At 48.3% G+C, this 22091-nt stretch carries 19 protein-coding genes, 1 pseudogene and 1 riboswitch; of the genes and pseudogenes, 16 read left to right on the top strand and 4 right to left on the bottom strand.

The genetic code is table 11. The annotated features are described in order from the left end of the window. The first annotated feature begins 384 nt into the window (after positions 1-384). From ALO_RS23675 to ALO_RS09220, 6 genes are all read left to right on the top strand, one after another. Positions 385-1941, top strand: a complete 1557-nt coding sequence (locus ALO_RS23675) for a nucleotide sugar dehydrogenase (protein ID WP_004095201.1) — start codon at positions 385-387, stop codon at positions 1939-1941. Further along, on the top strand, positions 1925-2854 hold the full coding sequence (locus ALO_RS09245; protein ID WP_004095199.1) for an NAD-dependent epimerase/dehydratase family protein: 930 nt from the start codon (positions 1925-1927) through the stop codon (positions 2852-2854). Before ALO_RS23675 ends, ALO_RS09245 begins: the two co-directional genes overlap by 17 nt. Before the next feature lie 57 nt (positions 2855-2911). Further along, positions 2912-3634, top strand: coding sequence for a glycosyltransferase family 2 protein (locus tag ALO_RS09240; protein ID WP_004095197.1), 723 nt, complete (start codon positions 2912-2914; stop codon positions 3632-3634). A gap of 1 nt (position 3635) precedes the next feature. Next, positions 3636-3896: a lipid-A-disaccharide synthase N-terminal domain-containing protein gene (locus ALO_RS09235; protein WP_040293060.1), complete on the top strand. Its 261-nt coding sequence runs from the start codon at positions 3636-3638 to the stop codon at positions 3894-3896. Between the two features lie 177 nt (positions 3897-4073). Beyond that, the gene (locus ALO_RS09225; RefSeq protein WP_139025362.1) at positions 4074-5564 is read left to right on the top strand and encodes an ArnT family glycosyltransferase; all 1491 of its coding nucleotides are present in this window, start codon (positions 4074-4076) and stop codon (positions 5562-5564) included. Positions 5565-5689: 125 nt separating this feature from the next. After that, on the top strand, positions 5690-6508 hold the full coding sequence (locus ALO_RS09220) for an undecaprenyl-diphosphate phosphatase (protein WP_004095188.1): 819 nt from the start codon (positions 5690-5692) through the stop codon (positions 6506-6508). Positions 6509-6535: 27 nt separating this feature from the next. Here ALO_RS09220 and ALO_RS23915 read toward each other — a convergent pair. Both ALO_RS23915 and ALO_RS09215 read right to left on the bottom strand, forming a co-directional pair. Then, positions 6536-6885, bottom strand: a pseudogene (locus ALO_RS23915) ([Fe-Fe] hydrogenase large subunit C-terminal domain-containing protein); the annotation flags it as partial. 115 nt (positions 6886-7000) lie between these two features. Next, the gene (locus tag ALO_RS09215; protein ID WP_004095187.1) at positions 7001-7360 is read right to left on the bottom strand and encodes a cupin domain-containing protein; all 360 of its coding nucleotides are present in this window, start codon (positions 7358-7360) and stop codon (positions 7001-7003) included. A gap of 309 nt (positions 7361-7669) precedes the next feature. After that, a riboswitch (Fluoride riboswitch) is annotated at positions 7670-7732 on the top strand. A 100-nt stretch (positions 7733-7832) separates the two neighbouring features. Here ALO_RS09215 and crcB point away from each other — a divergent pair. Then, positions 7833-8204 (top strand): fluoride efflux transporter CrcB, encoded by a 372-nt coding sequence (gene crcB / locus ALO_RS09210; protein WP_004095185.1) that lies wholly within the window; start codon positions 7833-7835, stop codon positions 8202-8204. Between the two features lie 169 nt (positions 8205-8373). Here the strand turns inward: crcB and pepT are convergent, their stop codons facing one another. After that, positions 8374-9636, bottom strand: coding sequence for a peptidase T (gene pepT / locus ALO_RS09205; protein WP_004095184.1), 1263 nt, complete (start codon positions 9634-9636; stop codon positions 8374-8376). A gap of 278 nt (positions 9637-9914) precedes the next feature. Between pepT and ALO_RS09200 the strand changes: the two genes are divergently transcribed. The 3 genes from ALO_RS09200 (at position 9915) to ALO_RS09190 (ending at position 13526) form a co-directional block, all read left to right on the top strand. Continuing rightward, positions 9915-11528, top strand: coding sequence for a mechanosensitive ion channel family protein (locus ALO_RS09200; protein WP_004095183.1), 1614 nt, complete (start codon positions 9915-9917; stop codon positions 11526-11528). A 468-nt stretch (positions 11529-11996) separates the two neighbouring features. Next, entirely contained in the window at positions 11997-13028 is a 1032-nt protein-coding gene (gene mreB / locus ALO_RS09195) for a rod shape-determining protein (RefSeq protein ID WP_004095182.1), read from the top strand. 27 nt (positions 13029-13055) lie between these two features. Continuing rightward, positions 13056-13526, top strand: coding sequence for a TyrR/PhhR family helix-turn-helix DNA-binding protein (locus tag ALO_RS09190; protein ID WP_004095181.1), 471 nt, complete (start codon positions 13056-13058; stop codon positions 13524-13526). A gap of 16 nt (positions 13527-13542) precedes the next feature. Here the strand turns inward: ALO_RS09190 and rnk are convergent, their stop codons facing one another. Continuing rightward, positions 13543-13956: a nucleoside diphosphate kinase regulator gene (gene rnk, locus ALO_RS09185; RefSeq protein WP_004095180.1), complete on the bottom strand. Its 414-nt coding sequence runs from the start codon at positions 13954-13956 to the stop codon at positions 13543-13545. A gap of 197 nt (positions 13957-14153) precedes the next feature. Between rnk and ALO_RS22075 the strand changes: the two genes are divergently transcribed. The 6 genes from ALO_RS22075 to ALO_RS09150 all read left to right on the top strand — a co-directional run bounded on the left by ALO_RS22075 (position 14154) and on the right by ALO_RS09150 (position 22085). Next, positions 14154-14549, top strand: coding sequence for a hypothetical protein (locus ALO_RS22075; protein ID WP_139025361.1), 396 nt, complete (start codon positions 14154-14156; stop codon positions 14547-14549). 111 nt (positions 14550-14660) lie between these two features. Continuing rightward, on the top strand, positions 14661-15482 hold the full coding sequence (locus ALO_RS09175) for a sensor histidine kinase (RefSeq protein WP_004095178.1): 822 nt from the start codon (positions 14661-14663) through the stop codon (positions 15480-15482). A gap of 112 nt (positions 15483-15594) precedes the next feature. Further along, positions 15595-16296: a response regulator gene (locus ALO_RS09170; RefSeq protein WP_004095177.1), complete on the top strand. Its 702-nt coding sequence runs from the start codon at positions 15595-15597 to the stop codon at positions 16294-16296. A 521-nt stretch (positions 16297-16817) separates the two neighbouring features. Next, on the top strand, positions 16818-19574 hold the full coding sequence (locus ALO_RS09160; protein ID WP_004095173.1) for a sensor histidine kinase: 2757 nt from the start codon (positions 16818-16820) through the stop codon (positions 19572-19574). Beyond that, positions 19540-20229 (top strand): response regulator, encoded by a 690-nt coding sequence (locus ALO_RS09155; protein WP_004095170.1) that lies wholly within the window; start codon positions 19540-19542, stop codon positions 20227-20229. The genes ALO_RS09160 and ALO_RS09155 overlap by 35 nt, the downstream gene beginning before the upstream one ends. Before the next feature lie 74 nt (positions 20230-20303). Beyond that, a complete protein-coding gene (locus tag ALO_RS09150) occupies positions 20304-22085 on the top strand; it encodes an APC family permease (RefSeq protein WP_004095168.1) in 1782 nt (593 codons plus the stop codon). Positions 22086-22091 lie beyond the last annotated feature (6 nt).

Raw genomic sequence — 22091 nt, 5'->3', positions numbered from 1 at the left:
AGACTGACCTAAGCGAAGAAACGCATGATGAACATCGAAATAACGACGTTCATAACACCGAATTGGCCGTTGACCGTATTGAGATCCAGAACGGTAATCTTTGACCTTTTTCTTCAGACATGAATAACACCTCCGGGTTCGTTCGATAAATTTAGATGAATAATATTACATCATTATACTATTGGTGATGACATTGGGTCAATTGTCCGGGACATTGTTAGAGCGATGTCGCTGTTGTCCGCTACCCCGCAGTAACGATAATGGCCTATAACGAATCAGGAAGTGTATTTGAGACAAAGCATAGTTTATGGTAATATTAATTCGGCAGCCAAATTCATACTATAAGTATCCAAGACAGCTAATTTGCGGTGGATTAGGTGAATTATGAACAATAAAGTCTTAATCATTGAAGATGAGAAAAAGATAGCCCGATTTTTAGAACTGGAGTTAGCACACGAGGGATATGATGTGGATATTGCCTATGAAGGCCGGGATGGTTTGATTAAATTTGAACAAAATGAATATGACCTTATTTTGTTGGATATTTTACTACCTGGCTTGAATGGTTTGGAGATATGCCGACGGATTCGAAAAGAAGCATCTATACCGATCATTATCGTCTCAGCCAAAGATGAAACAACCGATAAAGTCTGCGGGTTGGATATTGGCGCTGACGACTATTTAACCAAGCCTTTTGCGATTGAGGAATTGTTGGCCAGAATGAGGGTTCATCTGCGCAAATTGCAAAAATCGAACCCGGGGGATAATAAACTGAAGATTGCCGATTTGATGATGAATTTGGATACGCATGAGGTGTTCCGGGGCGATCAAAAAGTTTTTTTAACCAACCAAGAGTATGAATTATTAAAGTATCTGCTGGAGAACAAGAAAATTGTTTTAACCAGAGATCAAATCGGCAGTAAGGTCTGGGGATATGACTTTGAGGATAATACGAATGTAGTGGATGTCTACATTAGTTATCTTCGAAGAAAAGTGGACCAATCCGGTAAGGTTAAACTAATCCATACCATACGAGGCTCCGATAACTTCGAGGGTATTGACATTCTCCGCCAAATGTATTTACCAGTCTTGGAGCAGTCCTTCACGCCTCCGCCGGAACTTCCAAGACCCAGAGGATTCAAACCGCCGGTTTTGGTGGAAACCAGCCTGACCAGCGCGGAAATGATTAAATATGCCTCTAATGTATTTTTAGCTTTAAAAATTAGCTATATCAATGAAATTGGCGGCCTTTGTGAAAAAACCGGAGCTGATATCAAAGAAGTCGCTTATGGAATGGGCTTGGATCCGAGGATTGGATCCCGTTTTTTAAATGCCGGAATCGGGTGGGGCGGAAGTTGCTTTCCCAAAGATACTTTGGCATTAATGGCACTGGGCGCCGCATATGATTATTCAATGCCGATCATAGATGCGGCATGCGCTGTCAACAAACGACAGCGTCAGGTGGTCATCAAAAAATTGGAATCCCAATTAGGCGATCTGAGCGGCCGGACAGTAGGAATTTTAGGATTGGCTTTTAAACCCGGTACAGATGATTTGCGGGACTCGCCGGCTCAAGATATTATTAAACTTTTAGTTGAACGGGGAGTGAGAGTGAAGGCCCATGATCCGGTTGCGGTTCCGAGCGCCCGAAAATTATTAGCTGAATACCAAGTGGAATATGGCGTTAACCCTTATCAAACCGCTTGTGGCTGCGATGCGTTGGTATTGATAACCGAATGGGAAGAGTATCTTAAGTTAGACTTTCTGAAGTTACGGTCGGTGATGAATACTCCCATATTGATCGATGGCCGAAATTTTTTGAATCCGGCAGAGCTAAATGCGGTCGGATTTCTATATGAAGGAGTTGGGATCGGCGATGCATGTCTTGGTAACGGGAGGGGCGGGGTTTATCGGGAGTCACCTAGTGGACAAGCTTCTTAACGAACATTGTCAGGTAACGGTAGTCGATAATTTTGATCCATATTATGAACAAACCATTAAAGAGCGTAATATCCGGAAACATCTCAATAATTCCGGCTATAAGCTGTTAAGACTGGACATTTGCAATTGTAAAGCTTTGTATGAAAACCTAAACGAATCTTATGATGTCATTGTCCATTTAGCTGCTAAAGCCGGGGTTCGCCCTTCGATTCTGGACCCCGTCGGGTACCAAAAGGTCAATGTTCAAGGTACTCAAAACCTTTTGGAATTTGCCAAGGATAAAAAAATACCTCAGTTTGTATTTGCTTCGTCTTCAAGCGTTTATGGCGTCAATCCCAATGTTCCCTGGCGGGAGAGGGACCCGGTTTTGTTGCCGATCAGTCCCTATGCGGCAACAAAAGTTTCCGGTGAACTACTGGGACATGTTTATAGTCAACTACATGGGATCCGTTTCCTCAGTTTACGGTTTTTTACCGTTTATGGTCCAAGGCAGCGTCCTGATTTGGCCATTCATAAGTTTACCAGATTAATTTCGCAAGGCAAAGAGGTCCCGTTTTATGGCGACGGCTCATCGTCACGGGATTACACTTATATTGATGACATTATCAAAGGGATCAGCGCGGCCATTACCTATGATCAGTCCCAATATGAAATAGTGAATCTGGGAAACAGTCGAACCATAACTTTACGGGAGTTAATGACAATCATTGAAGAAGAGCTTAATCTCAAAGCCAACTTGAAGCTGATGCCGCCGCAAACCGGAGATGTGTTTCAGACCTTCGCCGACCTCGAAAAAGCCGGCAAACTATTGAATTATCAACCCACCATCAATATCCGGGATGGCGTTAAGTCCTTTATCCAATGGTTTCATGCCGATCAATTCTCGATTGCTAAGGCGGGGGATAACACGTAAAATTAACGATTTATATTACTGGTTTTACCGAATAAATTCGGAAGGATGTGTCCTCTGTTGAATGAGTATAGCGTTGAATTATCGATAGTGGCGCCGGTATATAACGAATATGACAATTTAGCACCTTTAACCATAAAAATAAAAGATGCCTTGAACGGGAAGATCGATTCATATGAAATTATTTATATTGACGATGGAAGCACCGACGGCGGTTCGGAATTGTTGGATAAAATCGCCGCCGAACATCGTGAGGTTAAAGTGTATCATTTTACGGAAAATAACGGCCAAACTGCCGCTTTTGCAGCAGCTTTTAAAAAAGCCGAGGGCCGTTTGATTGCTACAATGGATGCCGATTTACAAGTGGATCCGGCCGACATATTTAAGTTACTCCCTAACATCGGTGATTACGACCTGGTTTGTGGAATACGGGCCGACCGGCAGGACAGTATCGTAAAAATGATTTCATCATTAATCGGTAATGGAGTTCGAAACTGGTTAACCCATGAAGAGATTAAGGATACGGGATGCCCTTTAAAGCTGTTTAAAAACGAAGTGGCAAAAAGTATGTGTCTCTTTGAAGGGATGCACCGCTTTTTTCCTACATTGGCTAAGATGAACGGGTTTCGGGTAACCCAGGTTGCAGTCAGTCATTACCCCAGACAATACGGAAAATCGAAATACGGGATCTCTAATCGAATGTGGAAGGGACTAAAGGACACCTTGGCGGTTAGATGGATGCAACGGAGACATTTAAACTACAAAATAAAGGGTGAGGTCTAGGATGTTCTGGTTAATGATAGGGTTTTTAGGACAAGCCATATTTTCATTGCGTTTTATCGTCCAATGGATTACTTCCGAAAAAGAAAAGAAGAGTGTGGTCCCAGTGGTGTTTTGGTATTTAAGTATTGCGGGCAGTTTGATCTTATTAATTTATGCGATTGAGCGTAAGGATCCCGTTTTTATAGTGGGTCAATCAGCCGGTTTTTTAATTTACTTTCGAAATCTGGTGCTTATCAAAAATACAAAGACCGAAAGTAAATGAGGAGTGACGACATATGCCTGATAATAACCGGGTTGACCGGCGGTATCTGTTCTATTGCATTTTGATAATTGCAGCCTGTTTTCTCCTTTTTGTTTACAATATCGGCGGTTATGATCTCTGGTCACCTGATGAACCGCGTTACGGCGAAGTCGCCCGGGAGATGATGGTAAGTCATAATTGGGTTATCCCTCATTTGAACAATCATATTTATTACGAAAAACCTCCGCTCTACTTTATGGGAACTGCCTTGTTCGCATCAATTTCTGGAAAAATGACTGTGATGACCGTCAGGTTACCGGTGGTTTTTTTAGCCAGTTTGTTAGTTGGAATCCTAGCTTATTTTATCGGGAAAAATTAGGTAAAACAACCGGATTGCTAACAGGGGCGATTTTAGCAACTACTCTAAATTATAGTTGGTTGGCAATGCGATTGAATCTGGATTTACCTTTGATTTTTTGCACGACGCTCGCCCTGCTGCTTCTCTACGAAGAATTCGGGAGGGATCGATCTACCTACCGGTCTTATTTGGCATTTTTATTGATGGGATTAGGCTCATTGATTAAAAGCCCCATAGCTTTATTGCCGATGGTCATAATTATTGTTTATGCCCTGGTAACCAAACAGTGGCGTAAACTAAAGAATATTGCCTGGATGAAAGGTTTCCTGGTTTATTGCGCGGTAGTCGGTATTTGGATTGTAGCGGCGTTTGATGCTGCAGGGTATTATTATTTTAAGGTTACAGTATTGAATAAAGTTTTAGGCTATGCCAGCGGGGCGGATGGCCATCCTAATCCGTTTTACTATTATTTGATTACTTTTCCGCTGGAAGCGCTTCCTTGGACAATTTTCCTTATACCAACTTTTCACAGTTTATATAAAAACCGAAATCAACTGCCGGAAATGATAAAGTTCAGCGCAATCTGGCTGATCGCCACTTTTGTTATTTTTAGCGCGATCGGTTCCAAACGGGGGCTTTATCTACTCCAATTATATCCGGCTTTCGCGATTTTAACGGCATGGTACTTTGAACAGCATCTAACCCAAAAAATCAAGTCAATGAAGGGATTGAGAGTACCGGCAGCGAGTATTGGCATTATTTTATTGGTCATTGGCATATTTTTACTGATGAAAGGCGATGTCTTGGCGGGAAAGGCAGCGGTTGCCTCTTTAGCCAATAAAGCCGCCATCGATTTCGTCAGTTTTAGTCTGGCAGGGTTGGCTATTATTTTTGGTTGCATTTTTGGCGCCGCTTTGTTTCATAAAGACAAACGGATAATATTTGGAGTTGTAATCGCTTTTGCTATCAGCTTAATCCTGGTTTTAAAGGGTGTCGTGATGCCGGCTGTAAATCCGCTCAAGAGTGAACGGTATTTAGCGGAAGAATTAGCGCGTCAGAGGACAGCCAATCAGCCAGTGGGTTTATGGGGTTTTGAGAATAACGATAGCGGTTTTATTTTTTATAACGGAATCTACTTTGATCCCGTATTAGATCATGTTGAAGAAGTGTATGAATTCTTAAAGCGACCGGGGGAAAAACTATTGGTTGTTGCCAGTGCCGATAGATTTTATAAGACGTTTGGGCAAACTTGCCCTGACGATTGGTTGGTTAAAAAGTACCGCGTCGGAAGCCATGATATGCTATTAATCAAAGCCAGTCAATATCAATAAATGGTTGTGTTTGCATCAGGCTTAGATCATTCAGATGGAACAGTATGGTTAATACCAATATCGAAATCCCTAAATGGGATAAAGTTATTTTGCGACTATTTATTAAAAGGAGGCATAGTGTATATATGTTATGGTATATTGCGATTATTCTTGGGATTGTACAAGGTATTGGCGAATTTTTACCTATATCCAGTTCAGCACACTTAATTCTTACCCGCTGGTTTTTTGACTGGGACCCCATTATCCATCATTTGGGAGAAAATATTGATATAGTCTTAGATGTGGCTCTCCATGTCGGGACACTGCTGGCAGTGCTCATCTACTTTTTCCGAGATTGGCTGCAAATGCTGACTCATGGTTTATCTACGGGGATTAAGACAAAAGAGGGGAAAATGTTTTGGTATCTCGTGGTGGCCACCATTCCTGGAGGGATTGCGGGACTTGCTTTGGAAGCGGCAATCGAAAATTTTATTCGATCTCAAATTTTGATCATTGCCCTGGGGTTGGCGCTTATGGGTATTATTCTTTACTATGTCGACAAGAAAGCGGCTCAAATCGTCAATTTTGAAGAAATCACATTCAGACAGACAATTTTGATTGGTGTCGCCCAGGCGCTGGCTCTAATTCCCGGTGTATCCCGGTCAGGAATTACGATGACTGCAGGACGACTGTTAGGTTTTACACGAGAGGCGGCCGCCAGGTTTTCTTTTTTGCTGGCTACTCCAATCATCGCTGGAGCAGCATTAAAGCAAACTCCCGGCATTATACATAACATTGCCAATCCTCTGTTTTTGGTTGGAACCATCACAGCGACTATCGTGGGCCTTATCAGCATTGGGTTTTTACTCCAATACCTCCAGAGACATAATTTCGCTATATTTGCAGTATACAGGCTAGCAATAGCAGCACTCGCCATCATTGTTTATGCGATTCGGGGGGCCTAGAAATCGGAAGTGATTGAGTGAGCCTACGAAGGTCTGGACATAGTCCACTGCACCGGCGATATCCGGCTCGCGGGCTTCAGCCTTTTTTGCAAGACAGGGCCCGATGAATACAGTTTTGGCCTCCGGGTGGATTTCTTATGGAGCGGCCGCACGCAACCATCGGCGAAACGGACGGCGGGACATGAGGGATCGTCTCTTTATAGGATTTTCGAATGAGAGCGATCCACAATGGGCAACAGCTTTTAAGCACAAAGTCCTGATTATCCTGAATTTCCCGGTCAAATTCGAGAGCTTCCTTCATGAATATCGGCAAGCAAGGCCACTTCGATCATACCGTAAAGCCCCATATATTTGAAGGCGCATCTGAGTTTGCGCGGCCCGCCTTGTCCAACGCTCTGTTGTAAATTGCCTTTTCCGGCCTGCCATTTAACTCGTCATATTTGTCTATACGTTTGGCCTATGCTAGTTATCTATTCAACAAATGGATTAGATTCAGGATTCCTTTTCTGCCGGCTTGGGAAACACTACGGTCAACATCATTTTGAACCGGTCCGCTGCGGCTACCGCGTGGGGGATTTGGGCCGGCATTACAATCGTTTGCCCCTGTGTCAGAGAGTGGACTTTTTCCCCAATGGTAATCCTGGCGTTTCCATCGAGGACGGTCAGCATGGCATCGCCGTCCGAAGCGTGAGTGCTGATTTCTTCCTCTTTATCAAAGGCAAAGAGAGTGATGCTCACGGCCTTATTTTGGGCCAAAGTCCGGCTGACGATCTGCCCCTGCTGATATTCCACCAGTTTCGTCAATTCCAGAGCTTGCTCCGGTTCGATATTTTTCAAATACTGTATGCTCATCGGAATCATCTCCTTATGAATTCTCATGCTTCTTGTCCTAAGAGGGTTCCCCAAATTGTCTCCGGCAATTCGAATCAGCAATCCTTGCATGCAGCCATTTCTCCATCGTTACCTCCCCCCGCTTTTTCTTAAAATTTTACCGTGATTTTCGCAGCAAATCAAATGAATTCCACAGAATATAGAAAATTAAACAAAATTAAACGAATTGAATGTTTAGTGGCGATCGCCCCTCACCCTAATGAAGGAATCATCCAGATAGCTGGTCTTTATTGACGCTGCATGCGCCAGGCTGGTATAATAAGTCTGTATTACAATATCGGCGATGGAGTTCGCCTTAAACCCCGTGCAAACGGTAATGACTCCTACCACTGACGTGGTAGGAGTCTGTTTTTTGTAGCGTTTGCCCGGCTTCCTTATACACCCGTAGCGCTAAATACAGCGAATCATTGTCACAAATGGGGGTGAAAAGTTGATGGAAATACTAGTGGTAGCAATCGGAGGAGCCATTGGCTCGGTGGCCCGCTATCTGACGTCTGGCTGGGCCGCTGCGCGGTTTGGCGCGGATTTTCCTTATGGCACGCTGATGGTCAATGTTGTCGGGTGTTTTATTATTGGCGTTTTTATGACACTGACGACAGAGAGACTCATAATCGGTCCCTATTGGCGGCTGTTCATTGCCGTAGGGTTTTTGGGCGGGCTGACAACCTTCTCATCGTTTAGCTACGAAACGATTCGCTTGCTGCAGGAAGCGGATATGCTGCGCGCTTTTTATAATGCCGGACTTAATGTCCTGATTGGCTTTACTGCTACCTTGCTGGGGATAGGGGCTGCCAGATTTCTCTGAAACTGAAAATTAGCGGCATACACACGGGGAGCCAAATAAGCAGAGAGCGCATATGCGTCCTCTGCTTATTTGGCTCTCACACACAGCGGTGCGATTGTCCTTATTATCTGCCGCCCCGGCAGAGTAATACTTTACATTATCCTTCGGAATGCATCGCGTCACTATTAGCTTACCCGCGCTTGCATACCAGTTTGGCAATCTCAAGAACCATGCGGCAGGATTTTTCAAAGGAATCGACCGGCAGAAATTCGCAGTTGGAATGGAAGTTATGGGCGCCGGTGAAGAAGTTGGGAGTAGGCAATCCTCTGGCTGACAGAGCGGAGCCGTCGGTGCCTCCCCGCATGGCAATCGTTTTGGGCGTAATCGAAAGATTCGCCATGGCCTGATAAATAAAATCAATGCATTGCCGGCTGTCGGCGTCTAACGAGTCGGCAATATTGCTGTAGGTATCGGTTATTTCGTATGAAATCCGCGCTTTCGGGTGCTTAGCGGTGATCAGTTTCATCAAATCAGCCAGATAGGTTTTTCTGGCCTCATAGAGTGTCTGATCAAAATCGCGAATGTTAATGGTAAGATGGGCATCATTCGCATTGGCGGCAACACGCTTCACCCAGAAGTAACCCTGCTTGCCGTCGGTATGCTCCGGCGTGTCTTTGGCGTCAAAATGGTTGATGATATCATTGGCAACCAGCACAGGGTTGACCATGACTCCCTTGGAGGACATAGGGTGAGCCGGCACCCCTTTGATCGCGATTTCCATATTGCCGGCGTTGAAGGTTTCATATACCACTTCCCCTAATTCGCAGGAGTCAATAGTATAAGCGAAGGCAACGGGGAAATCAGCTAAATCCATAGCTTTGGAGCCGCATAAGCCGACTTCCTCATCGGGAACGAAAGCGATATAGATATCGCCGTGATCAGGCTTTTCCGTCTGAAAATACTCCAAGGCCACCATGATTGAGGAAATGGCGGCCTTATTGTCGGCGCCCAGTACGCTTGTGCCGTCGGAAACAATGATATCCTGGCCGATATAGTTTAGGATTTCTTTATGGTCGGCTGTTTTCAGCCAGATAGTCTGTTCTTGATTCAGCAAAATGTCGCTGCCGTCATATTGTTTGACCACTCGCGGTTTTACGTCAGGGCACAGGCTGACGTCCACCGTATCCAAATGCGCCAGAAAGCCGATGGCCGGAATGCTGCCCGCTGCATCCGACGGCAGACTGGCCGGCAACTTGGCGGTAAGTATGGCTTGCTGGGTCAGTTTAATCTCCTTCAGGCCCAGCTCAGTCAAATCCTTTTGCAAAAGCTCAGCCAACGCCATTTGTCCCGGCGTACTGGGAATCATCGGACTGCCCGTTTTACTCTGGCTGGCTACCGCCGCATAGCGGAAAAAGCGTTCAACCAGTTTTGTTTTAAAATTAAATGTACTCATCTGATCGTCCCCTCTCAATATAATAATTAGCGATTCTATGTGGATATCCTTTGCTCAGTAGGATTGTAAAAAGAGCAGCGTGTCCAAATGATGACTGATGCTATGAAAATCATTAGATTGATCGGCACTAAAAACCATAGCTCCGCCGTGGCAGGAAATGTAATCAGGCGTATGGTTTCATGACAGGTGCCTGACAGGGAAGGAATTTTTCTCATTATAAAAGAATTCTTATGATTACTATCTTTGCGCCTCTTTGCTTGCTGGAAAGGATGAATCTCATGAAGCAACAATGGCTGACGGGCTTGCTTATATGTTTTTTATGTGTGGCTTGTTTTTCTTTCACAATGATGCCGGCTCAAGCGCAAACACTCGATATGGGGTCAGGCGCGCCGGTTACTATTGACGGTAAGGATCTTTTTATGATTAAGGCCCGTGTCGGAGTTCTGCTGCCGGAAGAACGGGCGCGTATTATACAGGAAAGGCTGCTGCAGGTTGCAAGGGACAGCGCGATTGATATTGCGCAAGTTACAATCCATAGCAGCGGATCTGACGCAGCCAGTCTGGAAATTGTGGCCGGTCAGACAGTGATCATGACGGTGACCGAAGGGGATGCGCAAGCGGATGAGGTGACGCTGGCTGTGGCGGCGGAACAACGGCAATCGGCTATTCAGGCAGCGATCCGCGACTATCGTGACATGCGGGTGACACGGTATTTGCTGCTGCAAGCAGGAAAGGCAGTGCTTTTGACCGGACTGGTGGTGTGGCTGTGGCTGCTGCTGCGCAAAGCGGATGATTATTTACGGACACTGCTGCAACCGGCAGGAGCTGCGCGGGTATATGTGAAGAAAATTCCCGGTCGAAAATGGATACCCCTGGAACAGATATACAATTTGTTCCACTATAGCCTCTGGGCTTTTGTCTGGGGTCTAAAGCTGGTTGTTTTATATTTTTATCTTTCGATTGTGTTGAGTTTTTTCCCTTGGACCAGGGCATATTCCAAACAACTTCTCACCTATATCATGGTTGTTTTGGAATCGGTTAGTCATGCGGTGTGGGATTATCTGCCCAAAGGCATCGCTATCATTTTAATTGTGGTAATCAGCCGCTTTTTGTTGCGTCTGGTCAGCTTTTTCTTTACTGCTCTCAGAGAGGGGAAGCTGAAAATTGCCGGTTTTTACCCTGAGTGGGCCAGCCCAACCTACAAGATTGTCCGGTTTTTAATTCTGACAATCGCCGTAATCAGTATCTTTCCGTATCTTCCTGGTTCCCATTCACTGGCATTCCAGGGCGTTTCGGTCCTGTTAGGCGTGCTGCTGTCTCTGGGCTCCAGTTCGGCGGTGGCTAATGTGGTTGCCGGTATTGCTCTTACCTACACCCGTTCGTTTAATATCGGCGATCGGGTAAAAATTGGCGAACACATCGGGGATATCATTGAAAAATCCTTGTTGGCCACCCGGATACGAACGGTTAAAAATGAGGAGATTACCATTCCGAATGCAAGCATTTTAAACAGTCCGGTTGTGAACTACAGCTCTGCTTCCAAAGAAACGGCATTGATTCTGTACGCCAGCGTGACGGTCAATTACGATGTTCCCTGGCAGAAGGTCCATCCCCCGCTGATTGAAGCGGCATTAGCCACTCCCGGAATATTGCAAGAGCCTCGTCCGTTTGTCTTGCAGCGCCAGTTCAACAATACGACGGTGAGCTATGAAATCAATGCATATACCCAGGAGCCCCATCGCATGGTTGACATTTATTCCGACTTGCACCGGCATATTATTGAGTTCATGCAAACAGCAGGTGTTGATATAGCGTCGCCGCAGTATATTGCTTTTCATCATGGAAGTGCATCGGATAAAGAAGCGGTTAAGGGCAAAACAGATAATCATTAAAAGAAAATTGAAGAACAGCCGCTTGTAAAATCAAGAAACTAAGCCGATTCATCTCAAATTGTTCCATAGGTGATGAGTATGCTGGGCAAACAAAATTGACAAACCCGCTTTACAGCTCAACAATGGCTTGAAAAGGCAGACGAATTTATTCCTTACCCTTGCTTCCCACAATCCGCCTTTTCTTAATTGCCGGACAAAGCCAGGGTTACCGTACTTGGCGGCTCTGGCTAGGGGTGGTTAAATTTTGAAAAGCTGCCGCAATGACCGTCTCAGTGTCAAAACTGAACGGTCTTTTTCATTCTCACACCATACTCACACGATTGACTGTTTTCTCACACTGTACTCACAACATTTTTATTATGATAATGAGAACTGAATCAATCATTGAGCATGAGGTGAAAAGATGAAGACATGGAGCTCCGGACACAGTGAGGCGGTTAATGCAGACAGCATGGGCGGTGGCTGCTGATGCTTGGCTTTTCTCGGGCATTGAGCGGCGACTTGGGAATTGATTTGGGGACTACTAATACGCTGGTCTATAGTAAAGAGCAGGGTATTGTTTTGCAGGAGCCTTCGGTGGTTGCGGTGCTCCAGCCCAGCGGTGAGGTGCTGGCAATAGGAGCAGAAGCCAGGGCAATGCTGGGACGGACTCCGAGGAATATTGCGGCGCTTCGGCCGCTAAAAAACGGGGTTATTGATGATCTTACCATCACGCAGCAAATGTTGCAGTATTTTATCCGCAAAGTTGTTTCATCCCGTTTTTATAAGAAACCGCGAGTTGTCATCGGAGTTCCTTTACTCAACACGGACGTGGAGCAGAGGGCCTTGGTATCAGCAGCGACACAGGCCGGAGCCCAGGAAGTATATTTGATTGAAGAGCCTATGGCATCGGCCATAGGCGCCGGCTTGCCTATAGGGGAGCCTACCGGCAGCATCGTGGTGGATATCGGCGGCGGCACAACCGATGTAGCGGTTATTTCGCTGGGCGGCATCGTCAGAAGCAAGGCCATCCGCATTGGCGGCGCTGAAATGGACAAAGCCATCAGCCAGTATATAAGAAGGACCCACGGTTTGATGATCGGTGAACGGACGGCGGAGGCGATTAAGATTGAAATCGGTTCTACCAGTGCGATACCGGGAGGGGAAGCACAGCTGGAGGTTCGCGGACGCAGTCTGCTGAGCGGGCTGCCGAAGGCACTGGTCCTGTCGGAACAGGAGGTGCGTCTGGCTCTGACTGAACCGTTGGCCGCTATTGTTGACGTGGTAAAAAACACGCTGGAAGGCACACCGCCTGAATTGGTGGCAGATATCATCGAGCACGGCATGGTTCTGACCGGCGGCGGCGCTTTGCTGCGGGGATTGGATGCGCTGCTGGCGAGAGAAACCGGCATCAGGGTATCTGTGGCGGCTGAGCCTCTTACTTGTGTGATGCAGGGCATTGGTAAGGTATTGGACAATCTTGCTGTCATGCGTCCGGTTACGCATTCCCTGGGGCATTAGAACTGGCAGAAGGGAGGAGGCGTTTTTATGCGTTTATGCATGTCTTATACAGATAGGCTGGGGTTGCTGCGGGATATTGCGCAAGTAATGGTAATTTGGGAATGTAATATCGTATCTGTTAAAGTAGATGCGACAGATACGGGCGTCATCTATCTGGAATGTCAGCTTGCTTCTAAGGAGCAAAAACCGCAGGTTATCCAGGCATTGCAGCAGGTAGACGGGATCTGCCGCGTGAATGAAGTCCCTTCTATACCTTCGCAACAACGGGCCGAACAACTGGCGGCGTTAGTTGCCGCCCGGGAAGAAACGGCGGCGACAAATGAAATCCCCGCCTATCAGACGCTGGAAGAGCGGTTAGGCGAGGTAGAACGCGATATATTACAGGCGGCCATGCGAAAATTTCGTTCTTCCCGGCAGCTGGGTGCGGCGCTGGGTCTATCCCATACCGCAGTGTTAAAAAAACTTAAAAAATACGGTTTGCGATCGGGCGGGTGCTGAAATACAGGCAATAGAATCATAAATCGAAATTACCGCTGGCCTCCGGCTGAAAAAGAATTTTTTCCACCTTTAACAGGGCGATCCCTCCGGGGATGGCCCATTCAACCTTGTCCTTTTCCCGGTATCCCAAAATAGCCATGCCGATCGGCGCTAATACCGAAATCTTTCCCTCAAGCATATCAGCCTCTTCCGGATACACCAGCGTGAAAATCATTTCTTCCCCGCTGCTCATGTCTTTTAGCAATACCTGCGATCGCATCGTAATCACATCAGCCGGAATATTCTGAGGTTCGGCGATGAGAGCCCGTTTGAGCTCGGACTTTAATTCCTGCAGGGGGAGCTTGTTGCCTGCTTTAAATTCTTCTTCGATTTGAATTAACTTTTCCAGTCTCTCCAGGTCCCTGCGGGTAATAAAGATGGCTTTCGACATGCAATCCCTTCTTTCTTTGAAATTTATCCAATAGTTCATAAACAGAACGACTATCTTGCTATGCACAGATAGTCGCATGATGTTAAAGGAACCCCGCAATCTTGCTTGTAAGATTGTGTCGTCGCCCGGATATTGGTATACTAAAAATAAGGGCGTTCAGGAATTAATAAAAAATTCTGAACGGTGAGGTATGAATAATGCAGAATGTGACGGGAAAAAAAACGGATAAAGAAATCTTGGCAACTGATCTATTCAATCCATCAGCCAATAGTGATAACCAAGCTCTTTTGGACCCTGAAGTACAACTCGATCTGATTCTGGACGATATTGAACTGCTGCTTAAGCGAAAATATCCTGATCTCTCGAACGATAAGAATCTCTTCAATATAAGCCGGCTGCAATTTCTGCTGGGCGGCCAGTTTCGCATAGCCCGTTTGGTGAGAGAACAGGGGTTTGTTATTCAGGATTGCGAAATGTGCCTCCATTATGATTGCCAGTTCTCTTATTGCCAATATTACCGCTTACGATTGACGCGAAGAGAAGATTCTTATTATTACGCCGGTCTGTGCCCAGCATTAAGAATAAATGGATAACGTCCGCATTAAGCGATTTATCTATTATCCATTGAGAATTATTATACCAAAAATTCTGTGACCATGGTGTGAGAATGTAGATAACCGTGTGAAAGAGTTGTGAGGAAAATTATGGGACTGCCGGAGGCTCATATCGTCATTGTCTGCCTTTTAGCCTTTTTATGCATTGCCCTGGCGGCGAACCACTTTCGCACCGTCCGTCAGCGGACAAGAGTCACCGAGGAAATCCTGAGGGAGCGCTTTCGGGGAAATTTGCTGCGGTCCATTTCCCATGACTTACGCACCCCTCTTGCCGGTATCATCGGAACGTCTGAGATGCTGATGAATATGACGGCCCAAAATGACCGGAGGTACCCTCTTATAGCCGGAATTCATAAAGATGCCGACTGGCTGCATTCTCTCGTTGAGAACATTTTGAGCCTGACCCGTCTGCAGGATGGCAAGCCGGTGCTCAACAAACAGAAGGAAGCTGCCGAAGAGGTGGTAGGGGCTGCGATCCACCATATTTCGCGATACTATCCGGAGTATGAAATAACGGTTCAGGTACCGGATGAATTATTGCTTATCCCGATGGATGCCAGGCTGATCAGGCAGGTGCTGATCAATCTTTTGGACAATGCCGTCAAGCATACAGCTCTCCAAGATGAAATCAGCGTTTCGGTGACAACGGATCAAGAAGATCTTCAGAACAACATGTATGCTGTGTTTGCTGTCCGTGACAGAGGCAATGGCATCGCGGACTCTGAATTGCCGCATATTTTTCAGATGTTTTATACGTCGCGGGTTAAGCCTGACGATGCCCAGCCAGGCATAGGGCTGGGGCTGCCCATATGCGACGCGGTGGTAAAAGCTCATGGTGGAAGCATAATGGCCCGTAATCGCACCGACGGACCAGGAGCGGAGTTTATTTTTAAGCTTCCGCTAGAGAACTAGGAAAGCAGCGCATTTCGTTTCTGTGACAGCAGGACTCATTGGCTTTGCCCGAAATGCGCCTTACTTTCTGCTACTACGCGATGCTCTGCATCACTTAGGCGGGTGAATGAACATGACACCATATAACGCATATGTCCTTGCGGTTGAAGACGACAGGCAGATCCGAAATTATATCGGCTATTTGCTGGATACAGAGGGGTTCAGGCACATCGCCGCTACTACCGGTGAGAGTGCATTAAGCCTCCTGGCCTCCGAACCTATCGACCTAATGCTGTTGGACCTGGGATTGCCGGACATTGACGGCATGGAGATTATCAGGAAAGTCCGCGAGTGGTCGGAAATGCCGATTATCGTTATTTCCGCCCGGGATCAGGACAAAGAAAAAGCGGCTGCCCTGGATCTGGGAGCCGACGATTATTTGACAAAGCCCTTCTCCGCAACGGAGCTTTTTGCCCGTATCCGTGTCGTGCTGCGATATTTATACAGGCAGCGCAGCGGCGGAAAAGTGCAAAGCGTCCTCCAGGCAGGAGGGTTAAAAATTGATTTTGACAAGCGGTTGGTTTATCTGGATGGGAACGAAACCCATGTTACTCCCCTGGAATATAATTTATTGGCGCTTTTTTTCAGGAATATTGGAAAAGTGCTTACGACGAAGCAGATTTTAAAAGAGATTTGGGGCGTAAGCTACGGAAATGATACACAGGCCCTGCGAGCGCTCATGGCAGGGCTTAGGCGAAAAATCGAGAAGAACCCGGCAAAACCGCGGTATATCGTGACGGAGATAGGGGTGGGTTACCGGCTAGTGGACGAATAACAGCCGCTAATCCATATCACCTATCTTTATGCACATGGCAGTTCAATCGTCCTTCCGATCGCCGCTGACTAAACGAGTGCATTTTTTTCAGAACCAAGTTGAAAACAGCATGCCGTCGTCAGGATATTCTCTAATCTTCTTCAGAGAATACTTGTGGTGGAGATATCCGCAGCCATAATGCTGATGGCGGCCGTTTGCAGGGTAGTGGCGACACTATGGTCGGGTCCAACTTTCCGTTATACAACAAGCCGCGTCATTTCGACCAGCAGCGTCAGGCAGATAAAAATTGGCATCAGCCAGTTTTTTTTATTTCGCAGAATATACTTATCGGGCGGCGTCTTTACTTTTTTTTTACATCAAGATATTGTTTCTTGATATCGTTTTTACAACGATCAGAGGTACAATAATAATGTTAGATATATATATGCGACTGACGACAAGGGCTGAAAGGGAAAGATACGGGTAAATTGCTTTAAGATAGGGATACTGTAAATGCTTTGTTTAGTGGGGAGCTGGATGGAATGCCCAAAGAAGAGGAACGGCGGCCTGATCCACAAGAGCTGCTGCAGCGAATTCATAGAGAAAATCGTGGCCGGCTGACAGTTTTTCTAGGGGCGGCGGCCGGGGTCGGTAAAACCTATACCATGCTGGAAGCGGCCCATAGCCGGCTGGCGGAAGGCGTGCAGGTGGCGGTGGGATGGGTGGAGACCCATGACCGGGCGGAGACCGGGAAGCTGCTGGAGAGGCTGCCCCGCATCGCCCCGAAAGTTCTGGAATACCGGGGCAGGATTTTAACGGAAATGGACATTGACGCCATCTTGGCGCAGAGGCCGGCCTTGGTTCTGGTGGACGAACTGGCCCATACCAATGTGGAAGGCTCCCGTCATATCCGGCGGTTTCAGGATGTGGGGGAGTTATTAAACGCCGGGATCGATGTCTATACCACTTTAAACATTCAGCACATAGAAAGCCTGAATGATGTGGTGGCTCAAATTACCGGCATTATTGTCCGGGAAACGGTACCCGATTTCTTTGTGGAGCAGGCTGACAGCATCCAATTGATCGATATCCCGCCGGAAGATCTGATTAAACGTTTAAAGGACGGTAAGGTCTATATTTCCGGTCAGGTCCAGCAAGCGTTAAAAAGTTTTTTTCGTCCCGGCAATATCAACGCTTTGCGGGAACTGGCCCTGCGGTTTACCGCCGGCCGAGTCGATCAAGACATGGCAGAATACATGCGGCTGCATCGTATCAACGGTCCCTGGCCGGCAGCCGGCCGGGTGATGGTCTGTATCAGCGCCAGTCCGTTTTCGGCGCAGCTCATTCGGGCGGCTCACCGTCTGGCTAAAGGACTGCGGGCTGATTTTCTGGCTGTCTATATCGACACCCCGTCACGCCGTTTTCCTATGGGGGAAAAAGAACAAGACCGGGTTTGGCGCAATTTGCGCCTGGCAGAGGAATTGGGCGGCAAAATTGTTACGGTGGCCGGAAACAACATTGTCGGGGAAATTTTGACGGTGGCCCGCAACGAGAATGTCACGGCGGTAGTGATCGGTAAGCCTCGCCACAGCCGCTGGCGGGAATTTTGGCAGGGATCGCTGGTGGATAAATTGATCCGGCGCAGTGAAGGGATCAATATCTACGTGATTCAAAGCAAGGCTGAAACTGAGGCACACTCCGCCATCAGTACGGCCCAGCCTGACGCACCGGCGGCGTCTTGGAGGCCTGTTGCCGAGGGACTGCTGATGACGGCAGCGGTAACGATGCTGAGCTGGCTGGGGCGGGAGCATTTTGACCCGGTGAACACGGCCCTGCTCTATGTGCTGCCGATTTTGTTCAGCGCTGTCCGATGGGGCCGCCGGCCTTCCTATATTACAGCACTGGCCAGTGTGCTGGCGTTTAATTTTTTATTTACGCCGCCGTTGCTGACCTTTACGGTGAGTGATGTTCGTTACTTGCTGAGTTTTTCCATTTTTCTGGTTATTTCGTTTGTGGTCGGCGGCCGGACGGAAACGCTGCGTAAGGAAGTGCGCCTGACCCGGCAGCGGGAAACCAGCGTGCGGACCTTATATGATTTTAGCCGCCAAATTGCGGCAATCATTGACGTAACCAGGATTGCCCAAACCTTCGTCAGACATGTTGGCGTGGCGATCGGCCGCAATACCGTGCTGCTGCTGCCGGATGACAAAGGACAACTGGCGGCAGAGGCTCACTATGATGTCAGTGGGCCGGCGGGACAGGCAGCCCAGCCGGCTTTGCCGGCTGCGGAACAGGCGGTGGCCAATTGGGTATGGGCCAATGGCCAGGTAGCGGGGCGGTCAACCGAGACCCTGCCTGGCGCGGAATTTTTATTCGTGCCGTTAACCGTCGACCGGCGGATGGCCGGGGTGTTTGGCATTGAAATGGGGCAGCAGAAAATGACCCAGGAAGAACGGCAGCTTATTTATGCCTGGGCTGGGCTGGCAGCCATTGCCGTGGAGCGGGGGAACCTGACCGAAGCCGCCCGTCAGGCGGCGCTGCTAAAAGAGTCGGAGCAACTGCGCACCGCGCTGTTCAATTCGGTTTCCCACGAACTCAGGACGCCGTTGGCGGCGATCAGCGCTGCTGCTGCTGCCTTGCTGGACACAGAGGCGCATTATAGTGCCGAAATTCGGCGGGAGTTGCTGGAGACGGTCAAAGACAGCGCCAACCGGATGGAACGGGTAGTGGGCAATCTGCTGGATACTGCCCGCATCGAAAGCGGAATGCTGGAACTGAAAATTGACTGGTGTGATGTGGAGGATATCGTGGGCACTGCCATTCGCCGCATGGGCGAAACAACGCAAAATTATCTCCTGCGGACCCGGATATCACCTGAATTGCCGTTGCTGCGGGCCGATTGCGTGTTATTGGAGCATGTCTTGGTTAATTTGCTGGACAATGCCGTTAAATATTCGCCTCCCGGCGCCGAAATCATCATTGCCGCCGTACAAAGCGGCCCGGAGATTGTTGTATCGGTGCAGGACAGCGGCTCCGGCATCCCGGAGCAGGATATGGAAAAAATCTTTGAAAAGTTTTACCGTGCGCGGCAAGCGGTGCAGGCCGCCGGTACAGGACTGGGCTTATCCATTTGCAAGAGCATTGTGGAAGCCCACCGGGGACGGATTTGGGCCCGCAATGGCCCGGGTGGAGGTGCGGTCGTTGCATTTACTGTGCCGGTGCCGGAGGACGGCGGCAAGACGCTGGTAAAGGAAGCTGAATGGAATGACGGAAAAGGGACTCAGAATTTTAGTGATTGATGATGAGCCGCAAATACGCAAACTGTTGAAAGTTTCCCTGCAGGCCTACGGTTATCAAATCGGTGAGGCGGAGAATGGATGGGAAGGGATTCAGCAGGCGGCGGGTTTTAAGCCTGATCTGACCATTGTGGATCTGGGGCTGCCGGATATGGACGGAAAAGAAGTCGTGCAGCAAATCCGCGAATGGTCGGCGATGCCCATCATTATTTTGACAGCCCGTGATCAGGAACAGGAAAAGATTTCTGTTTTGGACGCCGGCGCGGATGATTATGTTACAAAGCCATTTGGCATAGGGGAGCTGATGGCCCGGATGCGGGTGTGTCTGCGGCGGATAGCAGCCGCAGACAGCGAACCGGTACTGCGGTGCGGCGGTTTGATTGTGGATCTTTTGCAGCGACGGGTCACCGTGGATGAACGGGAAATTAAACTGACCCCGACGGAGTATGAGCTGATCAAATTTATGATCCAGCATGCCGGCCGGGTAGTGACTCATAAACAACTGCTGCAGGCGGGATGGGGCAATGCCTATCAGGAAGATACCCACTATATCCGCATCTATATCGGCCAACTGCGGCGCAAAATCGAGCAGGACCCGGCGCAGCCCCGCTATATTATTACTGAATCGGGAATCGGCTACCGGCTTATGGGGCAATAGTTAAGGGGGGAATTACTCTGTTTCGTCATATTAAAAGAATCTTAATCGGGCGCCCGCTTCATAACCGGGAAGCTATGGCGGAACGTTTGCCAAAGTGGAAGGCTTTGGCGATCTTTTCCTCGGATGCGCTATCTTCCGTCGGCTACGGCCCGGAACAGATTGCGCTGGTTTTGGCCGCTTCGGGTCTTGCGGCCTACGGTTATTATCCTTATGCCTTTCTGGTCGTTCTCAGTTTGCTGGCTGTTGTGACCGTTTCCTATACCCAGGTGGCCAGGGCCAATCCGGGCGGAGGCGGTTCTTACTCGGTAGCCAAAAAGAATTTGGGCGAATATCCGGCGCTGGTGGCGGCTGCCGCTTTGTTTGCCGATTATGTGCTGACTGTGGCCGTGAGCATTACCGCTGGGACTCAGGCTCTGGTATCTGCCTTTCCGGCGCTGCGTGAACAGGCAATCAGTATTGATATCTTTGTCTTATTTGCCATCCTCACTTTGGTTAATCTTCGCGGCGTGAGAGAATCCGCCCATGCCTTCGTGTTTCCGACCTATTTGTTTGTGCTGGGCATGCTGGGATTGATCGTCACGGGGGTGTATCAGGCAATAACCGGTCCAGGACCTGTTTTTGCGGCGGAGTCGCTGGCGAAGCAGGAGCTGGACTGGGTGATGCTGGCGCTGGTGCTGCGCGCGTTTGCCAACGGCTGCAGTTCGATGACCGGCTTGGAGGCCATCTCTAACGGCGTGCCTATGTTCAAGCCGCCGGAGCATGCCAATGCCATCAAGACGACCTATTGGATGTCCGGATTGCTGGCCATTATGCTGACGGGGATCTCCTTTTTGCTTCTGCACTATCATATCCTGCCCATGCCGCATGTGACCATGTTGTCTCAGATCGCCGAGCAGACGCTGGGAAGAGGCTGGTTTTACTATTACATTCAAATGACGACTATGCTAATCTTGTTTTTGGCGGCCAATACCGCCTATAACGGCTTGCCGCCGCTCCTGTCGCTGCTGGCGCAGGACGGTTACATGCCCCGCTATTTGGGCCTGCGGGGGGAAAGGCTGAGTTTTTCCAACGGCATTTTGCTTTTGAGCCTGGTGGCAGGGTTGCTGATTGTCGCTTTTGACGGCGAGGTGGAGCATCTTATTTCTCTTTATGCCGTTGGCGTATTTCTTTCGTTTACCATCGCCCAGTCCGGCATGGTCGTTCACTGGTGGCGGCAGCGGGACCGGAACTGGCGCAGGCGGGCCTTGGTCAACGGGTTCGGGGCTATGATCACCGGTATTGTGGTGGTTGTGATTGCGGTCAGTAAATTTTTTGCCGGCGCCTGGATTGTCCTCATTTTCATTCCGGTCATGATCTTCATCTTTAAAAAAATCAAAGGGCATTATCTGGATATGGCGGAACAACTGCGTCTGCCCCTGGAGGAAGGGCAGTATGGCGGATATTCGGCGGGAAAACATTATGTCATAGTGCCGGTAGCCAGCCCCACCCGGGTAGTAGCAAATACCATGCGGTATGCCAAAATGATCGGCGATGAGATTATCGCGCTGCATGTGGCGACCGATAAGGAGGAGATCCAGCGGGTGGAAGAAAAATGGAAGCAGTGGAATCCGGATGTGAAACTGGTGACGGTTTATTCTCCATACCGTCTGGTGATCCAGCCTGTTATTCAATTTGTGGAAAAATTGATCAAGCGGAAAAGGCCGGAGGATTTTATTACCATTGTGATCCCCGAATTCGAGACCAGAAAATGGTGGCACCGCCTGCTGCATAATCAGACTGGACTGATTTTGCGGACGATGCTGATCTTTAGTAAAGATGTGGCCGTTACCACGCTTCCTTTTCAGTTAAAAAAATAGATGCAA

It is taken from the genome of Acetonema longum DSM 6540 (assembly GCF_000219125.1).
Lineage (GTDB): Bacteria > Bacillota > Negativicutes > Sporomusales > Acetonemataceae > Acetonema > Acetonema longum.
This window is presented reverse-complemented; position numbering and strand designations above follow the sequence as displayed.

Bases quoted from the DNA above. Each gene is read 5' to 3' on its own strand.
- ALO_RS23675 (WP_004095201.1), top strand. From the start codon at position 385: ATGAACAATAAAGTCTTAATCATTGAAGATGAGAAAAAGATAGCCCGA.
- ALO_RS09235 (WP_040293060.1), top strand. From the start codon at position 3,636: ATGTTCTGGTTAATGATAGGGTTTTTAGGACAAGCCATATTTTCATTG.
- ALO_RS09220 (WP_004095188.1), top strand. From the start codon at position 5,690: ATGTTATGGTATATTGCGATTATTCTTGGGATTGTACAAGGTATTGGC.
- ALO_RS09215 (WP_004095187.1), bottom strand. From the start codon at position 7,360: ATGAGCATACAGTATTTGAAAAATATCGAACCGGAGCAAGCTCTGGAA.
- crcB (WP_004095185.1), top strand. From the start codon at position 7,833: ATGGAAATACTAGTGGTAGCAATCGGAGGAGCCATTGGCTCGGTGGCC.
- pepT (WP_004095184.1), bottom strand. From the start codon at position 9,636: ATGAGTACATTTAATTTTAAAACAAAACTGGTTGAACGCTTTTTCCGC.
- ALO_RS09200 (WP_004095183.1), top strand. From the start codon at position 9,915: ATGAAGCAACAATGGCTGACGGGCTTGCTTATATGTTTTTTATGTGTG.
- mreB (WP_004095182.1), top strand. From the start codon at position 11,997: ATGCTTGGCTTTTCTCGGGCATTGAGCGGCGACTTGGGAATTGATTTG.
- ALO_RS09190 (WP_004095181.1), top strand. From the start codon at position 13,056: ATGCGTTTATGCATGTCTTATACAGATAGGCTGGGGTTGCTGCGGGAT.
- rnk (WP_004095180.1), bottom strand. From the start codon at position 13,956: ATGTCGAAAGCCATCTTTATTACCCGCAGGGACCTGGAGAGACTGGAA.
- ALO_RS22075 (WP_139025361.1), top strand. From the start codon at position 14,154: ATGCAGAATGTGACGGGAAAAAAAACGGATAAAGAAATCTTGGCAACT.
- ALO_RS09175 (WP_004095178.1), top strand. From the start codon at position 14,661: ATGGGACTGCCGGAGGCTCATATCGTCATTGTCTGCCTTTTAGCCTTT.
- ALO_RS09170 (WP_004095177.1), top strand. From the start codon at position 15,595: ATGACACCATATAACGCATATGTCCTTGCGGTTGAAGACGACAGGCAG.
- ALO_RS09160 (WP_004095173.1), top strand. From the start codon at position 16,818: ATGCCCAAAGAAGAGGAACGGCGGCCTGATCCACAAGAGCTGCTGCAG.
- ALO_RS09155 (WP_004095170.1), top strand. From the start codon at position 19,540: ATGACGGAAAAGGGACTCAGAATTTTAGTGATTGATGATGAGCCGCAA.
- ALO_RS09150 (WP_004095168.1), top strand. From the start codon at position 20,304: ATGGCGGAACGTTTGCCAAAGTGGAAGGCTTTGGCGATCTTTTCCTCG.